Origin of the sequence: Flavobacterium notoginsengisoli, assembly GCF_042686225.1 — a bacterium.
Taxonomy (GTDB): Bacteria; Bacteroidota; Bacteroidia; order Flavobacteriales; family Flavobacteriaceae; genus Flavobacterium; species Flavobacterium notoginsengisoli.
On record NZ_JBHUOT010000004.1, the window covers coordinates 414,816 to 430,450 of the forward strand.

The 15,635-nt window shown below is 32.9% G+C and carries 11 protein-coding genes and 3 tRNA genes; all 14 read left to right on the forward strand.

The genetic code is table 11. The features are described 5' to 3' along the window. Positions 1-90 precede the first annotated feature (90 nt). The 14 genes from ACFS3A_RS12230 (at position 91) to ACFS3A_RS12295 (ending at position 15,625) form a co-directional block, all read left to right on the forward strand. Entirely contained in the window at positions 91-5,157 is a 5,067-nt protein-coding gene (locus ACFS3A_RS12230) for a DUF4132 domain-containing protein (RefSeq protein ID WP_379825808.1), read from the forward strand. A gap of 258 nt (positions 5,158-5,415) precedes the next feature. Continuing rightward, positions 5,416-6,321 (forward strand): hypothetical protein, encoded by a 906-nt coding sequence (locus ACFS3A_RS12235; RefSeq protein WP_379825810.1) that lies wholly within the window; start codon positions 5,416-5,418, stop codon positions 6,319-6,321. Between the two features lie 2 nt (positions 6,322-6,323). Beyond that, a complete protein-coding gene (locus ACFS3A_RS12240; protein WP_379825811.1) occupies positions 6,324-7,073 on the forward strand; it encodes a hypothetical protein in 750 nt (249 codons plus the stop codon). 81 nt (positions 7,074-7,154) lie between these two features. Continuing rightward, on the forward strand, positions 7,155-8,054 hold the full coding sequence (locus tag ACFS3A_RS12245; protein WP_379825813.1) for a hypothetical protein: 900 nt from the start codon (positions 7,155-7,157) through the stop codon (positions 8,052-8,054). An 89-nt stretch (positions 8,055-8,143) separates the two neighbouring features. Then, the gene (locus ACFS3A_RS12250; protein ID WP_379825814.1) at positions 8,144-8,440 is read left to right on the forward strand and encodes a hypothetical protein; all 297 of its coding nucleotides are present in this window, start codon (positions 8,144-8,146) and stop codon (positions 8,438-8,440) included. Positions 8,441-8,452: 12 nt separating this feature from the next. Beyond that, positions 8,453-9,157, forward strand: coding sequence for a DUF2931 family protein (locus ACFS3A_RS12255; RefSeq protein ID WP_379825815.1), 705 nt, complete (start codon positions 8,453-8,455; stop codon positions 9,155-9,157). Between the two features lie 104 nt (positions 9,158-9,261). Then, positions 9,262-9,837, forward strand: a complete 576-nt coding sequence (locus ACFS3A_RS12260) for a DUF3885 domain-containing protein (protein ID WP_379825816.1) — start codon at positions 9,262-9,264, stop codon at positions 9,835-9,837. A gap of 973 nt (positions 9,838-10,810) precedes the next feature. Continuing rightward, positions 10,811-10,884, forward strand: a tRNA-Arg gene (locus ACFS3A_RS12265). A gap of 20 nt (positions 10,885-10,904) precedes the next feature. Continuing rightward, positions 10,905-10,977, forward strand: a tRNA-Asp gene (locus tag ACFS3A_RS12270). Between the two features lie 213 nt (positions 10,978-11,190). Continuing rightward, positions 11,191-11,262, forward strand: a tRNA-Pro gene (locus tag ACFS3A_RS12275). Between the two features lie 211 nt (positions 11,263-11,473). Further along, the gene (locus ACFS3A_RS12280) at positions 11,474-12,259 is read left to right on the forward strand and encodes a hypothetical protein (protein ID WP_379825817.1); all 786 of its coding nucleotides are present in this window, start codon (positions 11,474-11,476) and stop codon (positions 12,257-12,259) included. An 807-nt stretch (positions 12,260-13,066) separates the two neighbouring features. Further along, positions 13,067-14,164 (forward strand): slipin family protein, encoded by a 1,098-nt coding sequence (locus tag ACFS3A_RS12285; RefSeq protein ID WP_379825818.1) that lies wholly within the window; start codon positions 13,067-13,069, stop codon positions 14,162-14,164. Between the two features lie 325 nt (positions 14,165-14,489). Beyond that, on the forward strand, positions 14,490-14,993 hold the full coding sequence (locus ACFS3A_RS12290) for a hypothetical protein (protein WP_379825819.1): 504 nt from the start codon (positions 14,490-14,492) through the stop codon (positions 14,991-14,993). Positions 14,994-15,058: 65 nt separating this feature from the next. After that, a complete protein-coding gene (locus ACFS3A_RS12295; RefSeq protein ID WP_379825820.1) occupies positions 15,059-15,625 on the forward strand; it encodes a metallophosphoesterase in 567 nt (188 codons plus the stop codon). The last annotated feature ends 10 nt before the right edge of the window (positions 15,626-15,635 follow it).

The window sequence follows — 15,635 nt, forward strand, 5'->3', positions numbered from 1 at the left end:
AAAAATTGAGAATTAAAAATTAAAAAATTCAATGTTGAGGTTCTTTTTCAGAATCTAAAATCTACAGTCTAAAATCTAAAATAAAAAAACATGACAATTGAAGATTTATTAAAAAGTAAAGCAATCGAGAATCCGATTAAGAGATTCAAGAAAGAATTGGAAGAAATTGTAAACAGTAATCTGGTTACGAAATTATTTTCCGGATCAAAACTCAAAAAAGAAGTCGCTGAGTTAGGACTCGAACTGGTTAAGTTTGAGGATAAAGGTTACTATATTTCTTTAGGCTCAAAAGATGCCGAAAAGTTTGGAGCACTGATAAAAGAAAACCTTTGGGACGATAAAAACTATTACGAGCTTTTAGTTTTCTTTTTCGGGGAAGAAAATGCGGTTTATGTAAAAGAAGCCTGGAACAGATTGCCTCAAAAAATGTATCAAACGGGCTATTCCAGACGCTCTTTTAGAGCACCAAATCATAAAAAATATTTGCTGGTCAATCAGGTTAATTTTCTTGGGTCTTTAATAAAAGGAGTTAGTAAGTATGATTATCAAACTAGTAAAGCGGTTTATTATAATTTGAGTATGGAAGATCAGATTCGTTATGATACCGAGATCGTAAACTCGCATAACCAATTCATGATTTGGTCATCGGCACTTGATTTGAATAAGGCGAATCTGTATCAGCTGTTTGAAGATATTATTTTCAATAAAGAGCCACAGGGAAAAGTTTCCCGAAATATCATCAAAGCGCTTTTAAACAGTGAGAAAAAAGAAAACTGGGAACTGGTAGAAAAATTATTGCTTTCGGCACAGCGTCAGGAAGGACTTCGTCAGGTGGTTTTAGAAGCGTTGGACGAAACCAGTATCGGCGCTTTGCAATACATGATCAAAGTGATTATCGACAATAAACTAAGCCGTTTTTCATCGGTGGTAAGGGCAATCGATACGTGGACAGGTTTAGGCTGGGATGCCGAAAAAGAAACTACGGTTCGTAATATTTTGGATTTGGCGTACGGGTATTTTTCGAATCCGGAAACCATTCCGACAGGCATTCGCAGTAAAAATAATAACGAAGCCTATATGGCGCTTTGGGTTCAGGGCGTTTTAGATGTTGAAAAAACAGTTCCGTTTCTGCACGAATTATTAGAAAAAGGTTCGGTAGAAAAGAAATGTCTGGCGCTGAAATTTGCCGGAGAAACGCATGATCCGTATATCGAAATGCCTCTTTATTTTAAAGCTTTAGACGACGAAAATCTTCAGGTTTTGGCATTTGCCGTTCCAAGAATGAACGCACTTTTGGATGCCAACACCAAATCGAAATATTATATCCAAAATGCCGATTATCCGGATTTCTTCAATAAAGTCTATAATCTCGCACAGACGATAACGGTAAAAGAAAAAACTTTTGAAGGAAAAGTATTTTCATGGCTGAATGCCAAATTCGAAAAAGATACTTTGTATTCGTCGGCCATCAATTTAATTGGCGATCATAACGATAGATTGGAACTTATTTTAAATCAGTTCGAAAGTTTCTCTATCAATTTAAGAGAAAAACTGACGCGTCAAATTCTGGGCGATTATTACTGTTATTCGTTTTACAGTTTTAAAAGTAATGAAGGAAAAGAGAAAAAAGCACCAACGGATTTCCAAAGAAGTTTTGCTTTAAGAATTCTGAAAGACAGGGGAGAATCGCTTGTAGCTTCAGCAATTTCTACCTTGAACAATCTGACACTGACAGCTGACGAATTGGAAATTTTTCAGGAATTGTACAAACGTAAAAATTCCAATTTAAAGAAAAACCTAACGTCGATTTTATTAAAACAGGAAGATCAAAATATTGCCACTTTTGTAGAAAACATTGTAGAAAAAGGCGATATGGAACAGCGTATGTCGGCTTTGGATATTATGTTGCAATTGCAGAAAAACAATAAACTGACTGATAAAGTAAACGATTGGGTAAAAGCGTATTCGGCAAGACCAAAAATTACCGAAAAAGAAACCAAATTTATCGAGCAGTTAGAACCGTCGCAAAAGAAAAATATTCTAAGCGCCGAAAACGGATACGGTTTCTTTACGCCAAATCATGTCTCAGCTTATGAATTGCCAAAACCAGCTTCGGATTCTTTGTATTCAAAAGCGGTAAAAGCACAGCAATATGGTTTTTCAAAATCGATATCTCATATTAAAATCGAAATTTCGAAACTGTATCAATTATTCGAAGAAAACCGAAATTATGAATACGAAATCGAAAACTACGATAACAGTAAACAAACGGTTTTGCTTGGAAATACTTTCAGAACATTAAAAAATCTGAAAGACGAAAAAGACATGGAAGCTTTGGCTGAAAATTATCCTTTATATGAGGTTTGGTCAGGCTGGTTTCAGGATTCAGGATTAGACGAAAGAGATTTGTTTTTAATAACGCTGATAAGCAATTGCGACCGAAAAGTTTGGCGTGATTTCCTCGAAAAACATATTTTTTATTACAAAGAATTATTACCACACCCCAACAAAAGAGGTTACGATTGGGACAATGCGATTCTGAATATTTTGAATGCTTTAAAGCTAAAATATGACTTTAAAGAAGAAACAGATTTCTTGATTGATGCTTGTACGATTTTGTATGCCGATCTTCCGCAATCTGTTTTGGAGTTTGAATACAAACCTGGAAAAGATCAATATTATTATAATTCGGATAGTGGAAATGGCTGGCAGAATCAGGGCTTTTTTGATATTTATCTGAATAAAATCAGTTTAGCCGATTTAACCCCAGAACAGGAAAACAAAGTATGGAATCTCTACAGATGGCGACAACTCAACGGATTGGAAAGAAATATTTCATACTGCAAACCGCCAATTCATTTATACTGCACCGCTTTTGAACAAAAATTAATTACCGAAGGCGAATTGTACGAAGGTATTTTGGAACCGGAAAGAATTTCGGTTTTAACCAGCGAAAGTAAACATTACAGACATTATGGAAGTGAAGAATTGCTAAAAACGTTTCCTTTTTTAGTTCCGATGATTGATAAAATCCGCGAAGCATTTTTGGATATCGAAGTCAAAAGAGGCGATTCGAACACTTCGGTTACGCCTTTGGTGCAGAGTTTTCAGAAAATTTATGGCATTAATCGTTTGGTCGAAATGCTTACGGCGCTTGGAAAAGCAAGTTTGTACAAAGGCTATATTTATTCGTGGAGTTATACCGAATTGACAAAACAAAAACTATTCAGTTATTTACTGAAAAGATGTTATCCGTTAGAATCGGATACACAGCAAATTTTTAATGAAGCCGTTAAAAAAGCCAAAATCTCAGAAGAAAGATTGATTCAGACTGCTATTTATGCTCCGCAATGGCAAAAGTTCATCAGTAATTATTTAGACTGGAAAGGACTGGATGAAGGAATTTGGTGGTTCCATGCGCATACTAAAACGGCAAGTTACAGTGCTGTAAACTCGGAACTGGAAAGCGAAATGGCGAAATTCTCTTCTATCGATTTACAGGATTTTAAAGACGGAGCGGTAGACAAAGATTGGTTCGTTTCGGCATATAAAAAATTAGGCAAAGCCAAATGGGAAATGCTGTACGAATCGGCTAAATATGTAACCGACGGAAACGGACATCGTCGTGCACGTTTGTATGCAGACACGATCACGGGCGATTTGAAAATCAGAGAAGTAACTGCAAAGGTAAAAGACAAACGCGATCAGGATTATTTGCGTGTTTACGGTTTGGTGCCTTTGAGCAAAGCAAGTCCGGAGAAAGATATTTTGGCACGTTACGAATATTTACAGCAGTTTAAAAAAGAAAGCAAAGAGTTTGGTTCGATGAAACAGGCGAGCGAAGCTTTGGCGATTCGTGTGGCATTAGAAAACTTGGCCAGAAATGCGGGTTATCCGGATCCTGTTCGTTTGACTTGGGCAATGGAAACCAAACAAATTCAGAATATTTTATCTAAAGAAACGGAAGTTAAGTTAGATGATGTAACGATAAGTTTGGTCATCAACAAAGAAGGAAAAGCCGATTTGGTTACTTTGAAAGGCGATAAAGAATTAAAATCGATTCCGCCGAAATACAAAAAAGACAAAGGAATTCTGGAACTGACGAATTACCGCAAAACGATGCGCGAGCAATGGACACGTTCAAGAAAAGGTCTGGAAGAAAGTATGATTCGCGGAGATGAGTTTTTATTCGCAGAAATGGAAAACCTTTTTGAACATCCGATTATTTCGAAACATTTGGAGAAATTGGTTTTTATTTCCAATGAAGATCAAATTGGTTTTTATGTAGATGGAAATCTGGTAACGGCTTTAGGAGAAATGATTTCGTTAAACGAAAAACAGACTTTTAGAATCGCACATTGTTTTGATTTGCATAAAAATAACGTTTGGACAGATTTCCAGAAATATTGTTTTGACAATAAACTGCAACAACCGTTTAAACAGATTTTCAGAGAATTGTATGTTCCAACGCCAGATGAATTAAAAGAAAAATCAATTTCAAGACGTTACGCAGGACATCAGGTTCAGCCAAATCAGACTTTAGCATTATTAAAAGGAAGAGGCTGGAAAGTAGATTACGAAGAAGGTTTACAGAAAGTTTTCCATAAAGAAGGCTATCAGGTAAAAATGTATGCTCTTGCAGACTGGTTTTCTCCCGCAGATGTCGAAAGTCCGACTTTAGAAACGATTGAATTCCATTCATTAAAAGATTATAAAAACATTGCTTTTGAAGATATAAATCCGAGGATTTTCTCAGAAGTAATGCGCGACATTGATTTAGTAGTAAGCGTTGCCCATGTTGGCGGAGTTGATCCGGAAGCAAGTCATTCTTCTATCGAAATGAGAGCGGTATTGTTAAGAGAGACATTGCGTTTATTCAAAATTAAGAATGTTGAAATTACCGGAAACCATGCCATTATAAAAGGACAATTGGCAGAATACAGTGTTCATTTAGGAAGTGCTGTTGTGCATCAGGTTCCGGGTAAATATTTGTCGATATTGCCAATTCATTCGCAACACAGAGGACGTTTGTTCCTGCCATTTGCAGACGACGATCCGAAATCGGCTGAGGTAATGTCTAAAGTTTTATTGTTTGCCAAAGACAATGAAATTCAGGATCCGACTGTTTTGAGTCAGATTGATAAGACTTATGCGTAATTAGATATTTGATTAGACCTAACAGGTTTTAAAAACCTGTTAGTTCTTAATAAACTTTTCGTAAACAGTTAGCACAGTATTACTTTGTCAATTTCCTGTTTCTTTAGGCACAGATTATTTTGTACAAAAAACTTATTTAGACACAATTATGGCTTTTAAAAGCTGTTTTTGTGTTTTTCTTTTTACACTTTTAGCAGATTTCGCTTTTTAGATAAAAAAGTAGTTTATTTTTATATATCTAAACAAAATAGAACAATCATGAAAAAAATATTATTCTTAACATTAATATCAATAACAAACTTAAGTTGCGCACAAAATAATAATCAAAAAACGGAAGATTTTAACTTAAATACTTTATATAAAAAAATAACAATTTATAATAACAAGCCTGAATATTGGTTGTTTTTGCATAGTAATAATTGCTCCTATGTGGTTACTCTAGACGATATGCCAATATATACAGATTACAATGAAGGAAATATGAAGTCTTTATCAATACCAATAAATAATTTTTTATTAGAAAGTAAAAAAAATGAATTAAAAGTTTTGATTTTACCGAAAATGGATGAAAAGTATCATTTGGACAATGTTTTAGAAAGTGGTTTTTCATTAGATGTTAAGGTAAGTAGAACAGAAAATAAAAAGGAAACTATTGTTTTTAATAAAAAGATTTCAGGTGCTGAACAAAATGAATCATATAAACAAATTATTATTCCTTTTGAATCGAGTGTTCCATATAAGCTTACAGGTTGGACAGATAGTGTAGATCTAACTAAAGAAGATAAAGAAGTTTTAGGAAGGGAAGTAGAAACTTTTTATAGAGAAATGATGAATGATTATAGAGATAGAAAAATAGAAAATATTCAAAAAAAATATTATAAAAGACAGTTTGAAAATGCGCAATCTTTTTATTCATCTAAAAAAGAAGATTCAGATAAAATAGTTTCGGAAATAAACAAAGACATAAACAAAGAACAAGATTTAAAATTGGAGAATTATAAATTAGTATTCTATGGTAATGGAAAAGTCGTTGGTTTGGTCAGAACTGATGGGGAGTTTTTAGGTAAATCTGCTTTTTTAGGGCTAACAGATGAAGATTTTTATATTTATTCTTTACTCCTCCACCGCCCGAAAGCAGGTGGTTTTTTAGAAGTAATTAGATAACTATGAATTCACTTAAAAATAAATTCAGCTTTTTTTTTATCACAACTTGCATCTCGAATTTGAGTTTTGCCGTTTTTTATTTGTTTAAATTTTATTCTAAAGATTTTTATGAAAATGAAGGAGCAGATATTATAAATCTATTATTTTTACAAGTATCATCTACTCTTTTGCTTATTTTTTTTTCTGCATTGAATCCGTCAAAAATTTTTATTAGTGTAAAAAAAGGTATTAGTAATCGAAAAAAAGAAGGCAAAATTTTCTTTGATATTATGAAATTTAATATTATGCCACTAAATAATAAGTTAACTCCATACTTAATTACCATTTTATTTATTTTTTTATTCTCCTTAATTCTCTTTGGATTTATATTAATTATTAACTATTCAGGAGTTCCAATTTTTGAGGTTTTAAAGTTTCCATTTAGATTTATACAAAATTTAAATCAATCTGAATTATATTATGTAGTTTATAGTTTTTTACTTGTGAACATAGGTTATATTCTTTGTAATCCAGAAAAATCTGCAGAATCATATTTATTAAAATTCAAAGTTTATTTAAACTCTTTGGTTATAGCATTTTGCGTCTGTGCTTTTTTTATTCTCTTTAATATGTTTTTTTATTTTTCTGCAAATGCTACAAATAATGAAATCTTTACAGATAAAGCAAAAATAGCATATTCAATGTTTTTTAATATAGCTTTTGTAGCAAATAGTTATCTAGTTGAAACGGGATATTTAAAAATAGAAGATTAATAATCAAAATTTGAATTATAAGCCAGAGGTTAAATAAAAAATCGTATGATAATTTTTATGAAATACAGAATAATTTTTCTAATGTCTTTTTCTTTTTTGATTTCCTATGGGCAAAAAGAAATAAAAAAATATGAAGAAGAACCTATGTATAAAATGATTCTTTCTTCTAGTGAATGTTCATTTTCTATACTGGTTAATGATATTCCTTTGTATCTTTTTTTTGGACGAAGCGGAGGCGTTAGTGCAACATCAATACCTATAAATCGGAATGTTGAAAAATCCGGCAAGCAAAAAATAACGGTACGAATGTATCCAAAGTATTCTGAAACAGAAAAAAACAGCCAAACATTAGGTGTAAATGCAGGTGTTAAATTTACTATTGAAAAAGAAATTGATGGAGATGATAAAACAATAGTTGAATTTAAGACCCCTTTTAAAGATTTTGACGGAAAAGGCAATGGAGGATTTTTATATCCAGGTAAGACTTTTTATGAAGAAACTATCTATGTCGATTTAAAAGTTCCTTATAACTTATCTGTTTTAGACAATGCCGAAATACTATTTACAGAAGATGCTAAAAAACTAGACCAATTGGAAAAAGAAGTTGTAGCAAAATACAATGAAATAAGAAATATTTACATGACGGGCACAAAAGAAGAACTCGCCAATGTAAATTATAATAAAGAAAAAAGATTAGCACAACAAATGTACCTCAATGAAGCAGAAATAAAGGATGGGTGGGATAATGATTATCAATTTAGAACTGATTCAAATCTTGACTTTTTTGATTTGAAACCTATCGAAAAATATGAGATGAAGTTTTACGCCGAAGGTAAAATAATTACTTTAGAGAAAATAAATAATAAAAAATCAGCTTTATGGGGTGGTTTCAAAAGAAAAGATAAAGAAGTTGTTACGACTACTTATATATTGCTTTATTTATACAGGCCTATTGGGAGTAATAAATTAGAAATATATTAATAAAAAGGGCCTTCCAATAAAGAGATTACTTTCAGGAGAAATACATTTTTAGAGTATGCCGAAGAATGAAAACCTAATGAAATATATCAATGAACGAACAAGAACTTCACAAACAAAAAAATAGCAATTGGAGCATTCTACTCATTATAATTAATGTAATACTGGTTTTTATTTTTTTGAATGTTGGCTATTTTAAAGATAGTTCACTATTAGGAGAGAACATTTTCTGGCTTAGTGTAAGCATGAATGTTTTATTTGGCTTTTATGCATTTGGTTATCATGGAAAAAAATATCGATTAGGGAAAATACTTTTTATTTTACTTTCAATCTGTAATATAGCATTCTATACTTTATTATGGATTTCTTCTAAATCATTTCATCCTTAAAAAATCTAAAGAATGAAATTTAATTTTATTAATAAAGCACTTACAGCAATTTCCTTTGCACTATTAATAGCAATCTTATATAATGTAATGAGTTATAAAAGCTGGGACAGGTATTATTATTTTTCTAGTGTTTGTACTCCGGAATCCTATCCTGTAATATTGCAGGATTGCTATTTTATTACAGCCGATAAAAATGAGCTCGGAACAATAAATAAGGAAGATATTTTTAGAAATAATAGTAAATGGGGAGAGGAATATTTCTTTGCTGAAGTGCAAGAACCACTTCGTTTACCAAAACAATTGGTATTGGAATATGTATCGTATAGCGATAAAAAACAATATCAGGATACGATAGATTTACCGCAAGAAAAAATTAAAAACATTTTTATAAAAGCAGATAAAAAAAATCAATTTGAAGATATGTATAATTCTTCCAAAGAGGTCAAGGGACTTAGGTTTTTGGTAGGAATTGCCCGTAATGGAAATGTGATAGTATGGATTAGAGGGAAATTTTTAGAAGAAGTACTTTTAAAAACAAAATTAAATCCAAAAGATGAGATTTCTAATAAGGAAAACATGTCAATTGAGATAGAAAAAATATTTAAAGATTTACCCAATGATATAAAAATAAAAGTAAAATCGGGTTGGGAAAAGAATGCTAATTATTTGGATTCAACAACGCATTATATAGAATTGAACAAAGAAAGATGGCAATGATTAATTTGAAGATTCTAGCAATTGCAATCTAATTTTTAAACATGAAGACAAAAAAATCCTATCAAGAGAATAGATTTTGAGCTGGCAGTAATTGTAACCGAAAAATGACTAAAGAAGAATTTAAAACATTTTGGACTTTAACGTATCCTAACACGATACCACTTTCGCATTTATTAAAAAAAGATTATGCTGAAAGATGGTTTAGAATTCATAGTTTGCCTGATTCAAAACGATATGCTGAAAGTAAAAATGAATGGAAAATTTTATTAGAAAGACAGAATCAAATAATCACTGATATTTTTGGCGAAAACGAAAAGATTTTACTTGTAACGGGCGAATATAATTGGGACGAAAGTGCAACTTTTAATACTGACGAAGAAGTCGTTTTTAAACCTTATGATTTCATATTACTTGACAATATTGACTTGTTTAACTTTAAATCGGAAGACTACGATAAAGGAGACTTTTACAAACCTGCGTTTGCCGAAACAATTTGGAATTTAAATCAACACGACAATTTGCTGAAAGAAATTGCAAACGACAATGTGAGCGCTTTTTTTATTTCAATTAATAAAAGGGTTATCGTTGCACCTTATGATGGTGGAATTGACTTTGTTTTTAAAAACATACAGACTAAAGATTTTTACAAAAAACAGTATGAAAATTGGTTTTCTGGATGAGTAGATGGACTCTAACTGAACGAATAACAACTACTGCCAACAGCTACAACGAATTTGGTCTATAGGCTTAATGGAAAGCTATCGGGTAATAAATAATTTGCAAGATCTCTTGTTATAAAAAATATATTTTTCAGTAAGTTTTGTTAAATTATGACAAAATATACTACATTTGTACCCGTAATAAAAATATAAAAATACAAATGATACTATCAATAAGCAGAATTTTTGAACAATTAGCCGGAGATTATCCAGCTGAAAGCTCAGGATGCTATATGTATTTTTATGAAGTTAAAATGTAAAATTTAGAGTCAAACTCATCATAAAATAGCAAAAAGCGTCCACATTGTAGGACGCTTTTTTTGTTTTTAGACAATTTGAATTCGTCGAATAGTACAAAAAGGAGATTGAAAAATGATTAAAAAGAAATATTAACTAAAAAAACTAAAAAAATAATTGACCAAATGTTTAATGACTAATCAAAATAGCGAAATATAATCTTGAGAAGTAATCTAATGAGTAACAGTCATTTGATAAAAAGATAAATCTGCATCAGTTTGCGGACAGGAATTTCTTTGCTTTAATTTTGGACTTAACTATCTGAAAATCAGAAAAATAATCTTAAAAAATATTTGGAAATATGATTTTTTCGACATTATCTTTGCCGAACAAAATTGAAACACAGCGTTTCAAATAATAACAAGAATTTTTAAAATATAATACAGCATATAAAATGGCTTTACAAAATAAAATATCATACGGATTACCAGTAAGCGCAAGATTCGATCTTGGACGTTTCACAATGCAGGTGCATCAATATAGGCAATAGGATAGTTATATCACGTTGAATTTTGTAAAGCACCTTTGATCGGGTGCTTTTTTTATGCTTATAGTTTTGCCACGAAGGCACAAAGTCGCAAAGATTTAATAAGCGTAAAAAAAACTTAGCGCCTTCGTGGCAAAACAAAAAATAAATGATTTTGTAGCTCAGTTGGATAGAGCGTCTGCCTTCTAAGCAGATGGTCGAAGGTTCGAATCCTTCCAAAATCACTCGTTCTCTAGAAGGAACAGGTTCATTGGGGTTACTGGCTAACCTTCCCGATTGTCTCTCGGGAGAAACGGGTTCGATTCTCGTATGAGCCGCAAATTTTGCCACGAAGGCACTAAGACACAAAGCTTTTTTTGTTTCAGACAGGTTGAGCAATTTATATAAAGTAAAAACTTTGCGATTTTGTGTCTTTGCGAGAGATTAATAAAGTTTTGTAAAGAGCGCTGGAGAGAAATTTTCGCGCAAAGTCGCCAAGAAGCTAAGGAAAATAAACTTTGTGTCTTTGAGCCTTCGTGGCAGAAAAAAAACTGGGAAGATAACGGTGGTTGTTTACCCGCCTTGGACGCGGGAGGTCGCAAGTTCGAATCTTGCTTCCCAGACAAATATTGAAAATGCCACGAAGGCACTAAGTCGCAAAGATTTAAGAAAATATAAAGAAAATAAAAATTGCGTCTTTGCGAGATATTGACAAAGTAATTTAAGAAAGCTGGCGAGTAATTTTCACGCAAAGTCGCCAAGACGCTAAGAAAAATAAACTTTGCGCCTTAGCGCCTTAGTGGCAGAAAAAAATAACATTAAAAAGTAAAAGTTATGAAACATTTATACAATAGAATAGCGCTTGTTGGAATTGAACAGGAAGAATATGACATCATAAAAGCTCAATATTCGGGACACATTATCTGGCATCAGTCGATACCAAAAATTGTAGTGAAAGATGAAATTCTTTATATGGAAAAATCTAACGGAATTGGCATGTTGCCGGTTGATAAAGTGGTCTATTACGGAATTTATGATAATGACTTTGACTTTATTGCAGGTCTTGCGATCTGGGGTGGCGATTGTTATCCAAAAGCGGCTGCGATGCTGGATTGCCGATTTAAGATTCCGTGTCTGGTAAAAGCTTTATCTCTTTCCAGATTTAGTGCTCCACGCGGATTTATAAGTGCCGGCGCTTCTGTCAATACAACGGGAGATACCGTTGCGAAATGGGGAAACTGGCATTGTGGCGAAAACAAACATCGTTTTACAGGAGAGTGGGAAAGTGAATTTACTGCTACCATCGAACCTTTTTACGAAGGCGAAGCTGTCCGAATCATGATGATTGGTGATACGTATTGGCAGATTAAACTGGAAGGCGACAACTGGTTAAAATCAATTCATCCGGACGATGCGACTTTTATGACTGTAGATCAGGATTTATTAGAGGATACGATTTATATCAGGAACACTTTGCAAATGGATATGATTGGAAATGATTACATCGTAGCCAAAGATGGTACTAAATATTTATTAGAAGTAAATCATATTCCTAATATAACCCGATTTGAAGAGGTGCGACAAGTTTATTTGTCAACTGTTATCGAATGGATTAAATAAAATTTTGCACTGCGCAAAATAATTGCGCAGTGTAATTTGAATATTTGAATAAGAAATAAAAGAAGTTCTTTTAAAAACTGAAATACAACAAAGTATAGGCTTTGTTTAAAAATATCAAACAAGTCCAGTTGAGTGTTTCTGTATAGCACCATTGTAGGGAACTTTTCGCAGAGGCGAATTATGTTTTTCTATGCAACTTGATTTGGAGGTTTTGATGGTTTTCCATAAAACTATCACACACAAGGGATCTAAGGGTTGTGGGTTCGAATCCCACTCGCAGTAATGCGGTGGCTCAATAGGATAGAGCATTAGAGTGTTTATGTAGGTTCGAGTCCTGCACCGAATACGCTTCGGTTAGACAAATTGGTATGTCAACAGACTGAAAATCTGTGAACAGTAGAGACCATCACTCTTAAAAAGATGACCAGTTAGAAAAACTGATTTGTCTTTGTCAGTGAAACTAAGAATTCCATCCCGAGGCTTCGGGACTGAAATTTCACACTCATGATAAAGCCAGTGCGAAAAGGACTGTTTTTTGAAACACTTGTTTTCTTTTCGGTTTGATTGTTAAAATGATTTGGGGATCATGAAGACAAAAGATAATCGGAAACAACTCAGGTAAACAAATAACAACTTTTCATCCGCTTTTTTCGGAGGATAAAGGCAAGGAGGTTTTTTATAAAATTAGAATAAAGAAAATAGAAAATAGAGAATAGAGAATAGAGAATAGAGAATAGAAAATAGAATAAAGATAATAGAGGTTTTAGATTTCAGAACATGAAACTTTAAACCTGAAACAAAATAAAAATGATAAAGAAAATTAATATCGGAGCATACCAAGTGGGCTTGGTCTTCGAGAATAGAAAATTAGTAAAAGTATTAGAAGAAGGTTTGCACTGGATTTTTGGAAACAAAAATGTGTTGATCTACGATATGAATGCCGTTTTTCAGGCTCCTTTTGAATTGAACATTTTATTGGAGAATGAAGTTTTGGTTTCAATGCTTGAAATTGTTGAGGTTGCCGATAACGAAATTGTATTGCAGTTCGTGAACGGAAACTTTAAAGAAGTTTTAACTCCAGGAAGATATGCTTTCTGGAAAGGAATTGTGAAAAATGAATTCACAAAAGCTGATTTGTCAAAAATCGAAATCACAGAAGACATTAAGGTAAACTTATTGGAAAATGTGAAAATGAGATACTTCATAAGAAAGTTTGTAGTAGCGAGCAACGACAAAGCATTGTTGTTTGTGAACGGAGCTTTCGTAAAAGAGTTGAAATCCGGAACGCATTACTTCTGGAACAACGCAATTACAATCGAAGTAAAAACAATCGATATAAGACAACAGCAAGTTGAAATATCAGGTCAGGAATTGTTGACTAAAGATAAAGCGGGATTGAGAATCAATTTCTTTGTGAGATACCAAGTGGTTGATATCATGAAAGCTTTGATAGATAACAAGGACTTTGAAAAGCAATTGTATGTAGCAATGCAATTGGCTTTAAGAGCTTTTATCGGAGGTTTGACCTTGGATGAATTGTTAAACAAAAAAGATGCTATTGCGGAAGAAATTCTGGCAGAAGTGGCTTCAAAAATCGAAAACTTAGGTTTGAAAATTTCAGACGCCGGAATAAGAGATGTAATTCTTCCAGGCGATATGAAAGAGATTATGAATCAGGTTTTGGTTGCTGAGAAAAAAGCACAGGCGAACAGCATCATGAGAAGAGAAGAAACGGCTGCAACAAGAAGTTTGTTAAACACAGCTAAGCTGATGGAAGAAAACGAAATGTTGTGGAAGTTGAAAGAGATGGAATACGTGGAGAAAATCGCAGACAAGATTGGTGAAATCACCATTTCCGGCGGTGGAAACGTAATCGGTCAATTGAAAGAAATCTTCGTAAAGTAAAATAGGAACCATTAGCAGTAAATGTTGATAGTTTAAGTTTAATAATAAAAATTTAAGGATGAATCAGGATATAGTATTTACGTCGGGTCACAAGTTTGGTCAGGACGGTATAGTTGAGCTTAGTGAATCTGCATTTGCCTCTAACAAAGAGGTGCGTGCGGTACATATTAAGCAATGGAAAGGAAAGGTGAATTCGAAAGATTATCTCATTTAGAGGTATTTATTCAGTAAAGTAAAGGTGTTTTTAAAGCTTTGCATACTACTGGAATCTCAAGAATTACCTGGTCTTTCCTGAGATTCCCAAGAATGCAAAATAAAAAATACCATGCAAAACAATACACTAAAAAAATATAAAAAAGAGATTATAAATAAATATGAGATAGAAAAAGACGGGCAATACTTTGATTATTTGTACAAGCCTTCTCGTGGAAAACTGCGTGATTTGTGCTGGCTTATTTTCGAGAATAACCCAACGAAGGATGACCTGAATGTCTTCAGAAACTTCCTGTCTCTGGATTTTGATCACACCAAAAAGAATAAGTTCAAGGAGAAGAAAGATAAGTTCAGACCGATTGAAACTTTCTTTAAAGGGGAAACAGACCTGTCAAACATTGACGCTATAAACATGGCAGCGATTATGGTTGATTTTGAGCCAAGACCTTTCAAAAAGTTTTATGAAACTTCTAAAAAAGAAGAAGCAAAACCAGCAAATAAGCTTGAAAAAGTTAAAGCTGTTTTGGAAAAGAAAAATGCTCTGAAAAAAGAGAAACCTGAAAAAAAATCTAAGAAAAGAAGTTTCTTTCGAGATATTAAAAGCATGTTTTTCTAATACAAACAGAGAATATTTAACAGAAACCATCAGTATAAAACTGGTGGTTTAAATTTAAAAAATTAATGAATCAAAAAATATTTTTTACGTCTGATCATCACTTTGGTCATACAAATATAATTCGTTTTAGTGAACGTCCCTTCACCTCGGTAGAAAAGATGGACGAAGAACTCATTAAACGATGGAATGAAAAGGTAAGCCCGCGAGACATAGTCTATCACTTAGGTGATATTTCGTTAGCAAGGCCAGAACGCACAAAAGAAATTTTAGACCAATTAAATGGTTCTATTTTTCTTATAAAAGGTAATCACGATAAATCAGCATTGAGTTATGCTAAGCGATTTGAATGGATTAAAGATTACTACGAATTAAGCGTTCCGGATGAAGATGCACCAAACGGAAGACAAAAAATTATTCTCTTTCACTATGCCATGAAAGTTTGGAGAAGTTCGTTTAGAGGAACTTGGCATTTATACGGCCACTCACACGGTCATTTGTTTGATGATGAAACATCCCGTTCGTTTGATGTTGGCGTGGACTGCCACAATTACGCACCGCTTTCTTATGATGAGGTAAAAGCCATCATTTTGAAGAAAGATTGGAAAGCTCCTTTTGGAGATAGAGAATTATAAATTATTTAGA